Consider the following 18,089-nt stretch of genomic DNA (forward strand, 5'->3'; position numbering starts at 1 on the left):
CTTCAACCGGTCCCACTGCCGCAGTGGGATCCGGTTCGAGCGAGTTGTTGTCTGGGTGTCCATTTTCGCAATTTGCTTTTATTGGTAGAGCGGCAAATCATCCAGTCTTTTGTCGATTTCCGAAATAACTTCCTGGTAACGTTTGCTGCCTACGCGTTCAAAACGTTGCTTAAAATCCATTTCGTCCATATGCTCCGGCAGGTCTTGTACCTCGGGGATAATGGCCGAATAGTCTTTGGTCTCCGCCATTAATTTTTGCAGTAGCCTGGCTTTGGTCTGGGAGGCGATAGCCATCCGGCCGAAACGGCTCCCGGCCATATCGGCGGACAAGTCGATGAAACTGAAGCCGCTGCCTTGCCGGGCGTCGCCCAATTCCTTGTCCACGCCCATTCTTTCGCCCAATAACGACGCATCCACTGCCGCCAACAAGGCCGAAGCGATGAAATGTTGCGGAATATCGACGCGCTTGTAGGCGAAGACCGGGTATTCCTTGCTGTATACCAAACCCACGGGCAAAAATCGGCGTAAGTCGCGCTTGTAGATGTAACTGGCCACAGCGATGATGATGGCGCGGTTTTCCTGGATGGCATCGGCTTCGGGGGTGTTTTGGTAAGCGGTTGCGAATAAAGGTTGCAGTAATTCGATCAAGGACAGGCGCCAGTCCGGATCGTGTCGATTGACGATATCGTTGATTTGTTGTTGATACAGATGCAGGTTGGGATACTCGGCGTGTTTTCGAATCACCAACTGTTTGGCGGCGTCCGCTATTGAGCCCAAATAACTGATCTCCAGTGTTTGTGGGCCGATTTGCACATTTTTGACATACTGGGTCAGAACTTGCCAGTAGTCGTTTAGCGGCGTATGGGTGACCAAGGCTGGAATCAATAGGTTTGCCGCCGGATCCGGAATCGAAATTTCGCCGACTTTGAACGACTTTAACCGAATACTATCGTTTAGTTGCCGCACGCTGAAACTGAAATCAAGGTAGTGCCCGAACAAGGTTTCCGGCACGAATACTGCGATTTGGCAGTCTATTCGATCCTGGCCGAAATGGACTTGGGTGGTATTTTCGACGAAATGGTCCAGCAAATAGCTGGTGGCAATATTCAAATCCTTTTGATCCAAATTGACGGTTTTCAGTTGACTCCGCTCTTCGGGACGTACTTGCAGCAATTGTTTGGCGCGTTGGATGTCGTCGCGGGTCAGTCCCTGATTCAAGCTGGGCAACGGCGAGTCGTCGATCGCGAATAGCAACAGTACTGCCAATAGCGCCGCGGTCGAGAACAGCGCGAATAACAAAGCCTTCAGCATTGATCGATGATCAACTCGAAATTGGCGTCTTCCAGGTAATGCATTTCTTTTTTCAAGTCGGCGTAGGTCAGCGGTGCCTGTTCCAGCCAGCCTTCCGGAAACGCGAGTTTGATGGTATTGCCGTCGATATCGATTTTGAAGTCGGCACGTTGGCTGTGGCGGTTTCGGTGGAGTACCGTCGCCAAGCGAAACACGATGGCCATAATCGGAGCATTTTGCCGCCAGGGATGAGGCAAGTCGGCGAAGCGCTCGAGACGCAGCTTTTTGCGGTGGCTGCGTACCAACTTCGACAGCAGCAATTGATCTTGCTTGGAGAATCCGGCCAGATCGCCGTTCTCCAGGATGTATGCACTGTGTTTGTGGTAATGACTGTGCGCGATTTCGAAGCCGATTTCGTGCAGCTCTGCCGCCCACACCAGAAATTGCAGGCTGGCCGGATTGTCTTGAAAGCAGGGGTGTGATTCTAATTGCCGCACAATGTAACGCAGGGTATCTTGCAGTTGCTCGCTATGGCGTTGATCGGTGTGGTAGCGGGCGGCAATCAGTTTACTGGTCTGCGAACGAATATCGTCGTTATAGATGCGGCCCAACAGGTCGTAAACCAAGCCCTCGCGCAGCGCGCCGTCGGACACCGTCATTTGTTCGATATGCAAGGTCTTGAACGTCGCATAGACGATTGCGACCGCGCCGATAAAGACCGGGCGGCGCTCCAGGCTCAATGCCGGGAAATTGATCTGCTCCACTTTATCCAGCTTCAACAATTGCGCAACCAGTTGCTCCATGCCGGCCAGCGTAATGCCGTTGTTGCTCCAGCCCGAGGTTTGCAGCACGTTGCTGATCGCCTTCAAACTGCCGGAGGCGCCGATCGCTTCATCCCAGTTTTGGGAATGGAAGGTGTTTTGGAAGGGTTCCAAATGCTGTTCGGCAAACAGCGTGGCTTTGCGGAACGCTCGCTTGTTGATGTCGCCGTTCTTAAAAAAAAGCTGGCTAACCGTGACGCAACCCATGTTCAGGCTTTCCTTGGTATGGGCGACATCGTTGCGACCGATGATGTATTCCGTGCTGCTACCGCCGATATCCATCACAAAGCGGTTATTGGCGTTGCTGGCCAGACTGTGGGCCACACCTTGGTAGATCAAACGGGCTTCTTCGATGCCGGAAATGATATGAATCGGATGGCCTAAGGCCCGTTCGGCTTTTTTGATGAACTGTTGCGAGTTCTTGGCGATGCGCAAGGTATTGGTACCGACGATGGCCACGCTGTTCGGTGGGAAATTGCGAATGCGTTGGCCGAAGCGTTCCAGGCAAGCCAGTGCCCGTTCTTGCGTAGCCTGATCCAGGTACTTCTGCGAGTCCAGTCCCGCTGCCAGGCGCACCATTTCTTTCAATCGGTCCAGGGTTTGCAGCTTTCCGTCGTGCAAACTGCAAATGATCATGTGGAAACTGTTGGAGCCAAGATCGACCGCGGCGACGCTGGTCGGTATTTGCTGAGGCACGAGTCTGTTCCTGTTCGGACTACGGGGGAAGGCGGAGTCTGATAGAATTCCGCAGCTTAACTGGCGATACCGTTCCCAACTGGCGCCAGCTTTCATCGGCGGCCATTATAACTTAGAGCATGACGGCTTTATCCATTCAAAACTTAAAAAAAACGTATAGCAACGGCTTCGAAGCCTTGAAGGGCGTGGATCTGGAAGTCGAACGCGGTGACTTTTTCGCGTTACTCGGCCCCAACGGCGCCGGCAAATCCACGTTGATCGGCATCATCAGTTCTTTGGTCAATAAAACCAGCGGCAAGGTCAGCATCTTCGACCACGATCTGGACACCGACCCGGTCGCGGCAAAAACCTGCATCGGCGCGGTGCCGCAGGAAATCAACTTCAACCAATTCGAAACCTGTTTCAGCGTGGTTTTCAACCAGGCCGGTTATTACGGGATTCCGCGCAAGTTGGCGATGCAACGCACCGAGCAGTGCTTGCGCCAGGTTGAACTGTGGGATAAGCGCGATACCGTGTCGCGGCGGTTGTCGGGCGGCATGAAACGGCGCTTGATGATCGCGCGGGCGATGGTGCATTCGCCGCGGCTGCTGATTCTGGATGAACCGACCGCCGGAGTCGACATCGAGATCCGGCGTTCGATGTGGGAGATGATGCAGGCGGTAAACAAACAAGGCACGACCATCATCCTGACGACCCACTATCTGGAAGAGGCGGAAAGCCTGTGTCGCAATATTGCGATCATCGACAACGGCCAGATCATCGAGAAATCGGCGATGCATCAATTGCTGGGCCGGATGCATACCGACCATTTCGTGCTGGATGTCGGGCGCAGTCTGAGCGGCGTGCCGGCGATCCCCGGTTACCATATCGAATTGGTCTCGGAACGCAGTCTGGAAGTGGCCGTGCCGAAAAGCCTCGGTTTAAACCGATTGTTTCAGGAGCTCTCCGCCCGGCAGATTGAAGTGTTGAGTCTGCGTAACAAATCCAACCGTCTCGAACAACTTTTCCTGGACTTGGTGCAATGAACTATTCCGTGGCCTTTTCGACCATCTTAATCAAGGAAATTCGCCGCTTCACCCGGATTTGGCCGCAAACCTTGCTGCCGCCGGCCATCACTACGGCGTTGTATTTTCTGATCTTCGGCAAATTGATCGGCGACCGGATCGGCTTGGTGCACGGCGTCCGCTATATGGATTACATCGTGCCCGGCATTATTTTGATGTCGGTGATCAGTCATTCCTATTCGAACGTGGTGTCCTCGTTCTATTCCACCAAGTTTCAGCGCCACATCGAAGAGCTGCTGGTGGCGCCGGTGCCGAATTATGTGATTTTGTCCGGTTACGTTTGCGGCGGCATCGCCCGCGGCGTATTGGTGGGCTTGGTCGTGGCCGGTATTTCGATGGCCTTCACCGACACGGCAATTTTGCATTGGGATATCGCGGCAGCGGTATTCGTGTTGACAGCGACCTTGTTCGCCTTGGCCGGCTTCATCAATGCCGTATTCGCCGACAGTTTCGACGATATTTCCATCATCCCGAACTTCATCCTGACGCCGCTCAGCTATTTGGGCGGCGTGTTTTACTCGGTCGAAATGCTGCCCGGTATCTGGCAGAAGGTTGCTCAGGGCAATCCGATTTTGTACATGATCAACGCCTTTCGTTACGGCATGATCGGCGTCAGCGACGTGCAAATTCAGATTGCGTTTGCGATGACGGCCGGCTTTATTCTGCTGCTGGCCGGCCTGAGCCTGTTTTTACTGCACAAAGGCATCGGCATCAAAAACTGATTTATTCCAAAGGCAACAGCATGTTGCGCAGGCCGGTCGGGTTTTTGATCGCGATAAACCGGTTCTGCACCACGATCAGTTCGTCGTCCTGGAATTTTTTCAGCAGCCGGCTGACGGTTTCCAGCGCCAAGCCGAGATGGTTGCCGATTTCCTGGCGGGTCAACGACAACTTGAATTCGGACGAGGAAAATCCGCGCCGCTTCAAGCGCTCGGACAGGCTGATCAAAAAATAGGCCAGCCGCTCGTCGGCCGGGCGCTTGCTTAGTACCAACTGGTTTTTGTCTTCCAGCATTTTTTCGCCGGTATGGCGAAACAATTCCCTGGTCAGACTCGGCACGTTTTTGAACAAGTCGTCCATGTTGTCGGCCGGCAATATGCAAAAACTCATGGTTTCCAGCGCAATCGCCGCGCAGTTGTGTTTGTCTTCCGATAGGCCGTCGAATCCCAGCAATTCGCCGGGCAGCAAAATATTCAAAATATGTTCGTTGCCGTGGCTGTCGTTGGCCACCAGTTTGGCGCTACCGGACTTGATGGCCAGAATGCCGCGAAAGTTGTCGCCTTCCCGGTAAATGAAGTCGCCGCGTTGCAAGGTTTTGCGGGCTTTTACGACTTGGCTGATGTTGTTGATTTCGCTTTGCGACAAGCCGCGGGGTAAACAAATATTGTCCAAGCCGCAGTTGGCACAATTGACTTGATTTTTAATCGTCACGTTAAACTAAATTTCCGATAAATAAGGTAGCCGCGCCGGTCACAACCGGCTACCGACTCATCCGGAGTCGGTTTCTGGTTTTAAATGTTCAATCCTGTTGATGGTAGGCAATGATGCGTTCGACTTCGTTCTTCGAGCCCAAAATCAACGGCACCCGCTGATGGATGCTATTCGGTTTCAAATCCAAAATCCGTTCCCGGCCGGTGCTGCATAAACCGCCGGCTTGCTCGATGATGAATGCCATCGGATTGGCTTCGTACATCAGACGCAGCTTGCCCGGTTTGCTCGGGTCGCGCAAGTCGTGCGGATATAGAAACACCCCGCCGCGGTTTAATATCCGGTACACCTCGGCCACCAGCGATGCCACCCAGCGCATGTTGAAATTTTTGCCGCGCGGACCGTCTTCGCCGGCCACGCATTCGTCGATATAGCGTTTTACCGGCGGCTCCCAAAAGCGCTGGTTGGACATATTGATGGCAAACTCGCTGCTTTCTTCCGGGATTTTCATGTTGCAATGGGTCAGGATGAACTCGCCGACGTCCTGGTCCAAAGTAAAGCCGTTGACGCCGTTGCCGGTGGTCAGCACCAGCATCGTCGACGGCCCGTACAACACGAAACCGGCGCAGACCTGTTCGGTGCCGCGGCGCAGAAAATCTTCGGTTTCCGGTTCGATGCCTTCGCGGCAACGCAGAATCGAGAAAATGGTGCCGACGGTCATGTTGATGTCGATGTTGGACGAACCGTCCAGCGGGTCGAACAACACCAGGTATTTGCCTTTCGGATATTGCTTCGGAATCTTGATCGGATCGTTGATTTCTTCGGAGGCCATGCCGCCCAAAGAACCGCTCCAATCCAGGGCTTTGACCATGATGTCGTTGGTGATGATGTCCAGTTTTTTCTGGACCTCGCCCTGCACGTTTTCCGATTCGGCGCTGCCTAACACGCCGATCAAGGCTCCGCAGTTCACCCGATGCGAGATTTGTTTGCAGGCGGTGACGATGTTGTTCAGCAACAAGGTAAAAGTTCCCGATGCATCCGGCAGACCGCGCTGCTGTTCGATGATGAACTGGGTAAGGGTGACTTGCTGGTTAGACATGAATCTTTATCTCCAATGGATGAACGGCGCACGCCGCGGCGCGGCGGCCGAAGCGAAAATGAGTGTAAAGGCTGAACGTGAGCGGGCTGTTCAAGGTTAGGCAGCTAGACTTTTTCGCTTAACAAGCTTTGCGGCGACGCTATCGGCGAGTGTTCTTGGGCAGGTTTGCCTTGTTGGGCATCCATAAAACCGGGCTTCAATCCTTTTTCTTCGAATTGCCGTCTCAGGTAGTCGAGACGCGCGTTAATTTTTTCGACCGTATCGGCCGATTCGCTCCAGAAACGGGTGTTGACGCTACCGTCGTAACAGGAGAGCTTGCAATGTATTGTAGCAAGTTCCGGCGGGGTAATGGTAATGCTCACTACCCAGTTGTTCTGTCCGGCCGGGTTGCCGTTGCCGTCTCGATCGTGCTCCACGACCAGTTCCAGCAGGTCCGGCTTACCGTTTTGCAGGAAAGGCAGCTCCAACACCCAAACCTGACGCGGCGCATCGTCTTTCGGCAACGAATGCAACTGGTCCAAGGTTAATTTCGCCAGACTGCCCTCGGCTTGCTGCAACAGCTCTCTCAGCAGCGGTTCTCTGGCGGAGGCGGAATGTTCCGCCGCAGCCGGTTTCAATTCCAGCGCCAATTGCGCAATAAACTTGCTCAGTCTGAGCTTGAAATCGTCCGCTAACGTAGGCGGCGCCTGCTGCCGGCCGGCTTGCGCCAATTGCGCTTCCAGGAACAGGCCGGAGCGAGCGACGGCTGTTTTCAGATCGTTGGGTTGGAACAACGCCGATTTATCCGGAATCGCCCGCAAAATCTGCAAAGCCAGATGTTTCAGGGTTTCGCCGACGGTTTTATCGGCAATTAATTCACCGACGGCATGGTCCAGCCGGTTCAGCATGAGCAGGGGCGAACTTTGCTGCGGCAGGGCTTGTTTGAAAGCGGCGGCGACCAGTTCAGCTTCCAAGTCCGCCGGCGCCAGGCTGACGCTGAACAATGGCGGCGCTCCGGCCTTCACAAGTTGCAATTCGATGCGGCTACCCGGCACCAGCGCCGGTTTGGCCGGATCGGCTTCGAGCAATTGCCGGCTATCCAGCGTGATCGGCTGAGCTGGCGAATGGCCGGCGGCGTTATCGGTTGCGATTTGGCCGGATGCCGGCAATGGCATAGCCAGTTGCAGCGTCACCCCCTGTTTGCCGACGCTGAGCACCTGGGCCGGCACGGTCTGGCCGAGTTGCAGGTTTGGTAACGGATTGCCGGCTGCCGGCGCGGCGGCAGTGGTCAGTTTCAGCAGTGTCGCTTCGCCGCCGGTCGTTGGCTTGGCATTGGCCGGTAGCGGCGGCGCGATCAATTTGAATTCCGGCGTCGGCAATAATTTGACCACTTGCAGCTGCAAGCTTTGGCCGGCAGCGAACGGCAAGGGCAGGGGCGTCTGCAGTGTCAAGGTCTTGCCGGCCATGTTTACCGTCAGCAGATTCAATTGGGCTTGATTGACGGCGATCTTGGCTTCCAGAACCTGATTCAGTTTCAGCTCCGGAAAGGCGGCGCTGACTTTGTTCAGGGCGGCTTGCAGATTGGCATCCAGCGGCAGTTTGATTTCCACGAGCGTCACCTTGCCGCCGGCACGACGGCTATTCCAGCGCCAGAATAAACGCCCACTGCTCGGCGCTGACCGGCATGATCGACAGCCGATTGCCGCGGCGCAACAAAGCCAGCTCACCCAGCTCGGATTTGGTTTTCAGCTCGCGCAAGCTGATCGTGCGCGACAGTTTGCGCACGAACTTGACGTCGACCATGAACCAGGTCGGCTTATCCGGATGGCTTTTCGGATCGAAATGCTTGTCGTCCGGATCGAACGCCGTGAAATCCGGATAACTTTCCCTGACCACCTCGGCAATGCCGACGACGCCGGGCTCGTCGCAATTGGAGTGGTAAAACAAGATTTGGTCGCCGATTTTCATCTCGTCGCGCATCATGTTGCGTGCCTGGTAATTGCGGACGCCGTCCCAATGTTCGGTTTGCTGCGGCCGCGCATATAAATCGTCGATACCGAAGGTTTCCGGTTCCGATTTCATCAGCCAATAACGCATAAATTCTCCTTGATATTCGAATCGGTCTACTGTCGGCCAAAACCGGCCGGTAGCGGAAACCGGGGCCGGCCTTAGTTTATCAAGTTATAGCCATAACCATAGCCAAACTGCCGCAATTGCATACCCGCCGTAACGCAGCGAGTCATGGCAACGCAATCCAAAACTTGGACTATGTTTACGCTACCCAGCAACAACGCTAGAGCCGACTAGCCAGTCGCGGCGCTTGGCTGGCCCCTTTGCAATTGACCCCCAACCAGGAGTTTCATGCTTACCAGCCTAAGAATTTGGCCGAATCTGTTATGCCTGTTGGCCGGCATCGTTTTCGGATTTCCGCTAATCCACGCGCCGTTGAACCATCCTGTCAGCCGCATGGCGTCCGCCAATCCGGCTTATCGCGAACTGAGTCAGAATGCATTCATGGTGATGTCGAATCGGATTGAATTGAGCCGGGGGCGTTTGGTCCGCTATACCGACGCTGCCGGACAACTGCAAATCACTCGGATTCAGGGCATGCCGGGCGACCAAGTCGGTTTTGCCGGGCAAACCCTGACGGTGAACGCCCAGCCGGTGGCCGTGTATCCGCAACTGCGGATGGCGCAAGGCTCGTTAATCGTGCCGCAGGACGCGGTGTTCTGTTTTCCGGATATCGCCGCGGACATTGGCGGCAACGAACGCAATCTGCAGCAGTATCTGATTCCGGCCAATGTGTTGGACGGCAGCGTGCTCTATGTGTTGAACAACGATTCAACCGCTGCGGCAAATCCGGAGTTTTTCGGTTACGGTTACGGATTGTTACTGGCCTATTTGATCGTGTTTCTGGCCCTGGCCAGAAATAAAGATCGCTTGCATCCGGCGGTTTACTATCCGGTGCGCTGGGTCGTCGGCCTGAATCTGCTGGTCTGGGTTTTACTTGCCGGTTACGGGATTTACGTCGGTTTATCCGGAATCGTGCCGTCGATCTATTTCATTTTTCTGTCGGCATTGGCGTATTTGGGCTTGTCGGCGGCCGCGGCGAGTACTTCTGCTTTGGCGGTCGGGCTATTGGCCTTGCTGGTCATTTTTGCCGATAAGCCGATCTTGGGCCAGGCCGGTCCGAATTCCTGATTCAACTCAATCGCTCGCTATGGAAAACATTCACACCCTGATCGAAAACGTCGAACGCGTCATCGTCGGCAAACGGCCGGTCATCGAACTGGCTTGCGTCGCCATCCTTTGCAAAGGTCACATTCTGCTGGAAGACGTGCCCGGAACCGGCAAAACCATGTTGGCGCGGGCATTGGCGCGGTCGATCCAAGTCGACATGAAGCGCCTGCAATGCACGCCCGATTTATTGCCGTCGGACATCACCGGCGTCGCGGTATACAACCAGAAAAGCGCGGATTTCGAATTCCGTCCCGGCCCGGTATTCACCCAATTGCTCTTGGCCGACGAAATCAACCGGGCGACGCCGCGGGCCCAGTCGGCATTGCTGGAATGCATGGAAGAGTTCCACGTCAGCGTCGACGGCCAAAGTTACGAATTACCGAAATTATTCACGGTCATGGCTACGCAAAACCCGATCGACATGGCCGGCACCCATGCGCTGCCGGAGGCGCAGTTGGACCGTTTTTTCATCCGGCTGCATATGGGCTACCCCAACATCGACCAGGAAATCAAAATCCTGGCGGCACAGGCTCAGAACCATCCGATCGAGACCCTGCAACCGGTTACCACCGAAGCCCAAATCCTGGCGGCGCGCGCCGAGGTGAAAAATGTCTATATCAGCCCGGATGTGGCCGCCTACGTCGTCGGTATCGGCGCTGCCAGCCGCAAACATGCCGATCTGCGTTTGGGCGCCAGCCCCCGCGCAACCTTGGCGCTGGCGCGCGCCGCGCAAGGTTTGGCCTATTTGCGCGGCCAAGCCTTCGTCACTCCGGATTTGGTGAAGCTAATCGCGCCGGCGGTACTGGAGCACCGATTGCTGGTGCGGCCGCAGGCGGCGGTGCTGGGCCGCAGCGCCGGCGAAATACTGGCCGAGATTCTCGGCCAATTGCCGCCGCCGGTGGTGTAGGCCGATGTCGGTTCAACGCCGGTTTTGGATACTGGCCGGTTTTGCGTTGGCGGCTTATGCCGCCGCCATCGCCCGCGAACAAAGTCTGCCTTGGCTATTGGCGGCCTTGATCGGCGGCGGTTTGCTCAGTGGTTTGCTTTGGCCTTACCTGTTGTTGAAGCGGGTGGCAATCCGTCGGATCGCCCCGCAACGGGCTTTGGAAGGGGATACGGTTAAATTCGAATTCGAAGTGCATAACCGTGGCCGGCTGCCGCGCTTTATGCTGGAGTTAGCCGACCATTTGCCTTTTGTCGGCGCCGCCGAATCGCTGCCTGCCGCCGGTGCTCGCTTGCTCGGCGGGATTTCGTACATCCCCGGCGGCGCTAGCCGCCGTTTCGAGTTGACGTTGCAATGCGAAAAACGCGGCTTTTACCGGCTGGGGCCGGTCGGCCTGGCTTCGTCGTTTCCGTTAGGTTTGGCGGAAGTGCGTATCGCCGGAGAACAGACGACGCCAGAATTCACGATCTACCCCAAATTGTTTCCGATCCAGGCCTTGGCCTTGCTCGGTGCGCCCAGTCAGATTCACCGCGGCGCCTACTGTTTGCCGGAGGGCGCCGGAGCGGCCGAGTTCGCCGGCCTGCGCGAATACCGCAGCGGCGACAACCCGCGCCACGTGCACTGGCCGACCACCGCGCGGATGAACGAATTGATGGTAAAAGAATTCGAACCGCTGGCTTCGGCTTGCCTTTACATCGCACTGGATTTGGCCAAGGACGCCAATGTCGGCCGCGGCCGCCACAGCACCCTGGAGTATGCGATACGCATCGCCGCATCGGTCGCCGGATATGCCTGCCGGCAAAACATCCATAGCCGCTTGCTGGCTTACGGGGCACAAACCGTGCGCTTTGCTTCCGGTAAAGGCGACTTGCACTTTCAGCATATGTTGGACGCCTTGGCCGTGGCGGACAGCGACGGCCGCACCCCGTACGCCGAACTGTTGACCGATATTGCCTTGCATTGCCAGCGCGGCGAGACGGTGGTGTTGCTGCTCAGCGAACCGCCGCACCGGGATGCGGCTACGCTGCAAGCGCTGGCTTTGCTGCGCGCCAGAGGCGCCAATTTGCTGGCGGTAACCTTCGACCGCGACAGTTTTTTCCCGAGCGGCGCCGGCATGGCCGCCGCACCGCGGCGAAGGGATTTGACCCTGGGCCTGCTGGAGATGGGCGTGCCAAGCCTGACCGTGCGCAAAGGCGACGATTTGACCGAGGTATTCAATTCGTGAACGAAACCAAACTTGCCGGATCGCTGTATGCCGGGTTGTTCGCCGCGCAACTGTTGGCGCTGGCCTGCAATGCGTATTTGGATATCGGCTACGGCAGCTTCGGCAGGGAAATGCTGTTTTGGACGGTGGTGTGCGGCGGCAGCCTGGCTGTTGGCTGGCGCCAAGCCGGAAAAGCCGGCGGTTGGGGCGGCATTGCCCAAAAATTCGTGTTGTTTTTCGGTTTGGTGTTGTTCGTGTTCGCATTCTTGCCGCTGTGGGGCATGCCGCGCGCCGGCCTGTACCTGCTGGCGATGCTGCAAGCGGCTTACAACTGCGCGACCGCCAGCCGCCGCCAGTTGCACCTGGGGTTGTTGACCTCGCTGGCCTTGGTGCTGTTTGCCGCTTCCCACTACCGGGCGGACTGGACCATGTTGTTTTATATCCTGCCGTATCTGATGGCCGCCGTGTTTACCTTGGTTGCCAGCCAGATTGGTCAGCGTAGCGACGACCTGCGCCTGACCGGCCTGGCGCGGACATCGAGCAGCCAGGGGCAGGGCGCCGCCAGCTTGGCCGCCACGCTGAGCATCTTGTTGCTCGGCGGCGGCTTGTACCTGTTGACCCCGCAAGTCAGTTGGCTTTATCTGGAATCGCGCTTCGGCCAGGATATTCCGCACGCGCCGGGCGGCAAGCTGGAACAGGCGGAGTCCGGCGGGCAGACCGGTTCCTCCGCAACTAAAAGCCAGGGCGGGACCGCCGAAAACGGAACCGGTGGCGGCCAAGGTTTGCAATGGCCGGGCATGCACTGGCCCGGTCCGCAGGAAATGCGCGCCGCGGCCCAGCGGCCGCATATGCCGCAATGGCAAAAATCGGCGATCGAGCAACTGGCCGGATTCAGCGAAACGCTAGAGCCGGCGGTATTGCTCGTCTTCGATTGGTGGCGCTGGCTGCGGCAATGGCTGCGCGAACATTGGCTGGATTTGATGTTCGCGTTGCTGGGATTGATTCTGCTGGCCGTGATACTGGCTTTCCGCAATCTGCTGCGGGAGACGCCTTGGGCGATCTGGCTGGCAAGCCGTTGGGATTATTGGTATCTGGGCCGCTGCGGACGCCACGCCGGGGGCGAGTCCGGCGCTTGCCAATACTACCGGGCGATGGAACGTTTGTTTGCGCTCGGCGAATTGCCCAGATCGCGCTTCAGCAACACGCGCGAATATCTGGCGCAGATCAACCGGCTGCAGCGTCGGCAGGTCCAGCGTCACGCTCAGGAGCTGACGCACTTGTTCGAAGCGGCCCGCTACGGGGCCGGCGCCGCCGACCCGGCGCACTTGCAACGCATGCGGCGGATTTATCTGGAAATGTATCGCGAATCGATTTGAAACGCTCGCGTCGGGCGCGTACCCGGCGCCGACATGAGCCTATTTCTCGGCTTGCCGTTCGGGCGCGGCTCAAGGCGCGAACTGCGCCTTCAATGCCAGTATTTCCGGCATGATAGCCATGAACAGTTCCAGCAAATGCGGGTCGAAATGGCTGCCTGCGCCGCTACGCATCGTTTCCAGGACCGTTTCCTGCGGCCAGGCTGGTTTGTAAGGCCGTTTGCTGCTCAAGGCATCGAACACGTCGGCAATTGCGACGATGCGGGCCGATTCGGGGATGGCTGCACCGGCCAAGCCGGCCGGATATCCGGCGCCGTCCCAGCGTTCGTGGTGGGAATGGGCGATTTCGGCGGCCATTTTGAATACCGGATTGTCGGTCTTGCTCAGAATGTCGTAGCCGATTTGCGAATGCGTTTTCATGATGTCCCAATCGCGGCCGGCCAAACCGGATTGCGCCTTCAAGATCGCGTGCGGAATGCCAATCTTGCCGGTGTCGTGGGTCGGGGCGGCCAGCTTGATCATTTCCACTTGCGCCGGGCTCCAGCCGGCAGCACGGGCCAGCGCCGCCGAATAGGCCGCCATCCGCCAAATGTGGTCGCCGGTGTAAGGGTCGTTGTAATGGCCGGCGGCGCCCAGCATTTCGATCGCGGCGCGGGCCAAGTCATCCAGTTCCTCGACCCGGACCAGCGACAGGTGGGTTTGGACCCGACGCAGCACGATCGGGCCGGAAACCGGCTTTTGAATGTAATCCACCGCACCCACGTCGAAACCGTAGGCCTCGTTTTCGGTTTCACCCATCGCCGTGACGAAAATGACCGGAATCTTCGCGGTGCCGGCGTCCGCTTTCAAGTGGATGCAGACCTGGTAACCGTCCATGTCCGGCATCATGATGTCCAGCAGAATCAGGTCCGGCCGGTGGTCGCGCGCTGCGGCCAGCGCTTTTTCGCCGTTGATGGCGAAAATCAGCTCGTAGCGGTCTTTCAGGATTTGCTGCAACACCTTCAGATTGTTCGGTTCGTCGTCGACCAGCAGCAGTTTGTAACTGTCTTTCATGCTTGCTCTCCTTCTGCGGCACCGGCGAGTTTGGCCTGCAACCGTCCGACCGCTGCCTTGGCGCCGTCGAAATCGAAGCTGTCCAATTCGTAGCGGATGGCTTGCAATTCGGTTGCTGTCAGGTAAGGCGCCAGCTCCTGCAACACCGGCTCGACTTTTTCCGGATTCAACGTATCCAGGTTCCGCAGCAATTGTTGCAACAGATCGGCGATGTGCGCGGCGTCGAAGGCTTCCGCGCTGGCCACCGGCTGTTTTTCCGGCAATTCAAGCCGGCGGACTGCCGCGGCGGCTTGGTCGAGTGCACTGCGCAAACGGTCGATTTGGGCTGCGGCCAGCGCCGGTGTGCCGTTCTTCAGTTCGGCATCGATGTTGGCGGCCAAGGCTGCGATGTCGACCAATGCCAGATTGCCGGCCACGCCTTTCAGGGCGTGTGCGCTGCGCTTGGCGGCTTCAATGTCGCCGTTTGCCAGACTGAGCTGAATGTTGTCGGCGTCGGCAGCGTGTTGCGCAGCGAAATTAAGCAGGGCGTCGGCGTAAATCAAAGGGTCCAGCCAATTGCTCAAGCCTTTCCGGTAGTCGGCAACGTCGGCCAGCGGTGCGAAATCGACGGCGGTTTCGTTGGTGGGCGCGGGCGCTCCGCCGTTATTGGCAATGCCGAAACCGGGCGGCGTCAGATTTTCCATCTGCGCCAGCAGTTCGTCGATGTCGATCGGTTTGCCGACAATCGCGTCGATCCCGGCCGCCAGCGACTCCCGGCGTTCATGACTGAGGACGCTGGCGGTCAGCGCCAAAATCGGAATCCGGCGCAGGCTGCCTTGCTCCAGTTCGCGGATTTGACGGGTGGCCTGGATGCCGTCCAGGACCGGCATTTGCAAGTCCATCAGAATCAAGTCGAAATCGGATTCGTGGTAGGCCGCGACGGCTTCGGCGCCGTTTTTGACCCAGCGTACCCGGTGGCCTTGTTGTTCCAGGCGCAGGCTAGCCAGTTTCGCGTTGGCTTCCACATCCTCGGCCAACAGGATTTTGAAGCGGCGCGGCGAGTAATAAGCCCGTTTGCGCGGCGCAGCCGATTCGTACAGGCAGACGTCGTTGGCTGCCGCTTCCGGCAGCCGCACCGTGAAATGGAACACCGAACCGACGCCGAGTTGGCTTTCCACCCAAATCCGCCCGCCCATCATTTCCACGATTTGTTTGCTGATGGTGGTGCCCAGGCCGGTACCGCCGAAACGGCGGCTGGTGGTGGCGTCGGCTTGGGAGAACGATTCGAAGATGCGTTCGGTTTGTTCCGGGCTCATGCCGATGCCGGTGTCGGCGATGGCGAAATGCAGCAATTCCGGCTGTTCCGCCCGGCCGATGCTGACGGCAATATAGCCGGTGTCGGTGAATTTCACCGAGTTGCCGACCAGGTTTAATATGATCTGCCGCAGTCGATTCGGATCGCCGACGAAGAGGTGGGGCAGGCCGGCCTCAACCGCCAGATCGATGCGCAAACCCTTTTCCGCGGCGCGCAAACTCATGATTTGCAGCGCTTCCTGGATTGCGACCGGCAAGTTGAAACAGACCGACTCCAATTCGATTTTGCCGGCCTCGATTTTGGAGAAATCCAGGATGTCGTTGATCACGCTCAGCAAATGCCGACCCGAGCTGAGGATGGTTTTGATGTGATTGCGAGTGGCATTCGACAGGTTGGCGTCCTGCAGGGCGACCTCGGCGAAGCCGATCACCGTGTTCATCGGCGTGCGGATTTCGTGGCTCATATTGGCCAGGAAGTTGGCTTTGGCTTTGGCGGCGGCCTCGGCCGCTTCCTTGGCTTGGCGCAGCTCAAGCTCCGCCTGTTTTTGCAATGTGATATCGGAAATAAAACCGACGAAGATGTGCCGGCCCTCCGAAATGATGCCGTGGCCGACCGCCAGACTGGCCGGGAAGCGGCTGCCGTCTTTGCGTTGGGCGATGACTTCGCGTTCGGTACCGAGGATTCTCGATTGCCGCTGAGCCAAAAATCGGCGGATATAACCGTCGTGGGCCGAGGCGTCGGGTTCCGGCATCAGGAGTGAGACGTTTTTGCCGACGATTTCATCGCTGCGCCAGCCGAACAGTTTCTCCGCAGCCGGGTTGAACATGCGGATAATGCCGCTGCTGTCGATCGAAATCACCCCGTTGACGGCGGTCTGGACAATGGCCTTGACTTCCGTAGTGGCCATCGCCACCAATTCTTCCAGGTGCTCGCGATACTCCAGCAACTCCGCTTCGGCGGCCTTACGCTCGGTAATATCGGTAATCGAACCGACCATGCGCACCGGCCGGCCGTTTGCGTCGCGCAAGGCCTCGCCCCGGTCCAGGACCCAGCGGTAACTGCCGTCGCGATGGCGTAAGCGCAGTTCGGTGGAATAGCGTTCGTTCCGTTCCAGGTGCCGGGCAAAGGCGTCGCTGGCCCTGGCTTTGTCGTCGGGATGGATCAATTCGAAGAAGATCGCTTCCTCGTTCGGCAATTCGCCTGCGGCATAACCCAGAATTTTATTCCAGCGCGGCGACAGGTAGTATTCGTGGGTCAGGATATTCCAGTCCCAGATACCATCGTTGACGGCCCGCTCTGCCAGGATATAACGCTCTTCGCTGGTACGTAGCGCCAGGGTGCGTTCGGCGATCTTCGTTTCCAGATTGTGCTGGGCGTCGGCCAGGGCGTCGGTCATATGATTGAAGGAACTGGCCAGTTCGGCGATTTCGTCGTGCCCGCTCACCTCGGCGCGCAGGCTGAAGTCGCCGTCGCGAATCCGGCGCGCGGTCAAGGTCAGGCGCGCGATCGGCGCGACGATGCGTTTGGCCAAAGCCTGCGAGGTAAAACCGGTCAGCACAATAAAGGCCGTTACCACCAGCAACATGTTGTGCTTCAGGCTTTGGATTGCCGAGAAGGCTTCGTCTTGCTCGATTTGGGCCAGGATGCAGCCGCCGCCGATCTCGGCGACGTGGCGATAGCTGTAGATCACCGCTCGCCCCCGGTAATCTGGGTTTTGCCCTTGCCCGTTTTCTCCGGCCAGGCAGGCGGCCAAAGGACTGTTGGCGGTGGCCTGAGCTTGATTTGGGGGCGGCGGGAAACGGGCTGGCGTTACGAAAATGCCTTGCCGGTCGGCCAATAGGCTTTCCCCGGAGCGGCCGATGACCGCGTGGGGGCCAAAAATGGCCTGGATCGGCGCTTCCTGGTAAAACACAGCCAGTTGCCACGGTTGGCCAGGATCGCCGGCAATCGTATAAAAATAGCCGGAGCGATCGGGCAGGGATGGAATCAGGCCGGCGAGCTGGTCACGGCCAAAGTGGGCGAAATCGGCGATCGGCAGCGGCGGATTGCCGATCGCCAACGTGTCGGTCCGATCGCTGCGGAATAGCCAAGCGCCTGCGGCGCCTTCCCGATGCAGGAAATCGTTGACGCTACGCATCGCGCAGTCCCGGTTTAGCCGGTCCTGGACCATACATTCGGCCAACAAATCTGCCAAAGCGGCATTGGTGTGGCTATTGGCCCGGCGCAATACCATCACCAGTTGTTCCAGGCGGCTCTCAGCCACGCGGCTGACTGCGTCGAGACGGTTGCCAAGAATATCGTCGATCGCAAAGCGGTAGGCCATCCAGCCGGTCGCGAAGGTCGGCAACAAAATCAAGAGCAGCAACAGCGCGATTAATCGTTTTTGCAGCATCAGAGTGGGCCTCGCGGGGATGGCGTTGCCGCCGATGTTACGCCGAATGCCGGCAGCGCTGCAACGCTTGAATATGACCGGCCGTTAGTGGATTAACATGCCGCGGCGGGCGAGCTTGTCAAACCGGACCAGATTGGGGGCTGGCAAAAAGCGCGGATTCCATGGCACCGGGTTTCCGTATAATTCCGGCCAGTTCAACAACATAAGCAAAAC

14 protein-coding genes are annotated in these 18,089 nt (G+C 57.8%); 6 read left to right on the top strand and 8 right to left on the bottom strand.

All coding sequences use genetic code 11. The annotated features are described in order from the left end of the window. Positions 1–78 precede the first annotated feature (78 nt). Entirely contained in the window at positions 79–1,311 is a 1,233-nt protein-coding gene (locus PL263_RS03910) for a hypothetical protein (RefSeq protein ID WP_278211773.1), read from the bottom strand. Then, positions 1,305–2,807: an exopolyphosphatase gene (gene ppx / locus PL263_RS03915; protein ID WP_140912918.1), complete on the bottom strand. Its 1,503-nt coding sequence runs from the start codon at positions 2,805–2,807 to the stop codon at positions 1,305–1,307. Before ppx ends, PL263_RS03910 begins: the two co-directional genes overlap by 7 nt. Positions 2,808–2,926: 119 nt before the next feature. On the opposite strand from ppx, the gene PL263_RS03920 reads away from it, so the two are divergent. Then, the gene (locus PL263_RS03920) at positions 2,927–3,832 is read left to right on the top strand and encodes an ABC transporter ATP-binding protein (protein ID WP_278211774.1); all 906 of its coding nucleotides are present in this window, start codon (positions 2,927–2,929) and stop codon (positions 3,830–3,832) included. Further along, positions 3,829–4,593 carry an ABC transporter permease gene (locus tag PL263_RS03925; RefSeq protein ID WP_140912920.1) on the top strand — a complete coding sequence of 255 codons (765 nt, stop codon included), beginning with the start codon at positions 3,829–3,831 and terminating at the stop codon, positions 4,591–4,593. Before PL263_RS03920 ends, PL263_RS03925 begins: the two co-directional genes overlap by 4 nt. A gap of 1 nt (position 4,594) precedes the next feature. On the opposite strand, the gene PL263_RS03930 is transcribed toward PL263_RS03925, so the two are convergent. The 4 genes from PL263_RS03930 to PL263_RS03945 all read right to left on the bottom strand — a co-directional run bounded on the left by PL263_RS03930 (position 4,595) and on the right by PL263_RS03945 (position 8,474). Then, entirely contained in the window at positions 4,595–5,302 is a 708-nt protein-coding gene (locus PL263_RS03930) for a helix-turn-helix domain-containing protein (RefSeq protein WP_140912921.1), read from the bottom strand. Between the two features lie 88 nt (positions 5,303–5,390). Then, a complete protein-coding gene (locus PL263_RS03935; protein ID WP_140912922.1) occupies positions 5,391–6,398 on the bottom strand; it encodes a class 1 fructose-bisphosphatase in 1,008 nt (335 codons plus the stop codon). A gap of 104 nt (positions 6,399–6,502) precedes the next feature. After that, positions 6,503–7,987, bottom strand: a complete 1,485-nt coding sequence (locus PL263_RS03940) for a flagellar hook-length control protein FliK (protein WP_278211775.1) — start codon at positions 7,985–7,987, stop codon at positions 6,503–6,505. Positions 7,988–8,015: 28 nt separating this feature from the next. Further along, positions 8,016–8,474: an EVE domain-containing protein gene (locus PL263_RS03945; RefSeq protein ID WP_278211776.1), complete on the bottom strand. Its 459-nt coding sequence runs from the start codon at positions 8,472–8,474 to the stop codon at positions 8,016–8,018. Between the two features lie 264 nt (positions 8,475–8,738). Here PL263_RS03945 and PL263_RS03950 point away from each other — a divergent pair, with 264 nt between their 5' ends. The 4 genes from PL263_RS03950 to PL263_RS03965 are packed head-to-tail and all read left to right on the top strand — an operon-like array spanning position 8,739 to position 13,140. Continuing rightward, on the top strand, positions 8,739–9,578 hold the full coding sequence (locus PL263_RS03950; protein ID WP_278211777.1) for a hypothetical protein: 840 nt from the start codon (positions 8,739–8,741) through the stop codon (positions 9,576–9,578). A 19-nt stretch (positions 9,579–9,597) separates the two neighbouring features. Further along, positions 9,598–10,524, top strand: a complete 927-nt coding sequence (locus PL263_RS03955) for a MoxR family ATPase (RefSeq protein WP_278211778.1) — start codon at positions 9,598–9,600, stop codon at positions 10,522–10,524. Between the two features lie 4 nt (positions 10,525–10,528). Next, positions 10,529–11,785, top strand: a complete 1,257-nt coding sequence (locus PL263_RS03960; protein ID WP_278211779.1) for a DUF58 domain-containing protein — start codon at positions 10,529–10,531, stop codon at positions 11,783–11,785. Further along, positions 11,782–13,140: a DUF4129 domain-containing protein gene (locus tag PL263_RS03965; protein ID WP_278211780.1), complete on the top strand. Its 1,359-nt coding sequence runs from the start codon at positions 11,782–11,784 to the stop codon at positions 13,138–13,140. The genes PL263_RS03960 and PL263_RS03965 overlap by 4 nt, the downstream gene beginning before the upstream one ends. A 69-nt stretch (positions 13,141–13,209) precedes the next feature. On the opposite strand, the gene PL263_RS03970 is transcribed toward PL263_RS03965, so the two are convergent. Beyond that, on the bottom strand, positions 13,210–14,190 hold the full coding sequence (locus tag PL263_RS03970) for an HD domain-containing phosphohydrolase (RefSeq protein ID WP_278211781.1): 981 nt from the start codon (positions 14,188–14,190) through the stop codon (positions 13,210–13,212). Continuing rightward, positions 14,187–17,876, bottom strand: a complete 3,690-nt coding sequence (locus PL263_RS03975; RefSeq protein ID WP_278211782.1) for a PAS domain S-box protein — start codon at positions 17,874–17,876, stop codon at positions 14,187–14,189. Before PL263_RS03975 ends, PL263_RS03970 begins: the two co-directional genes overlap by 4 nt. Between the last annotated feature and the right edge of the window lie 213 nt (positions 17,877–18,089).

Origin of the sequence: Methylomonas sp. EFPC3, assembly GCF_029643245.1 — a bacterium.
GTDB classification, from domain to species: domain Bacteria; phylum Pseudomonadota; class Gammaproteobacteria; order Methylococcales; family Methylomonadaceae; genus Methylomonas; species Methylomonas koyamae_B.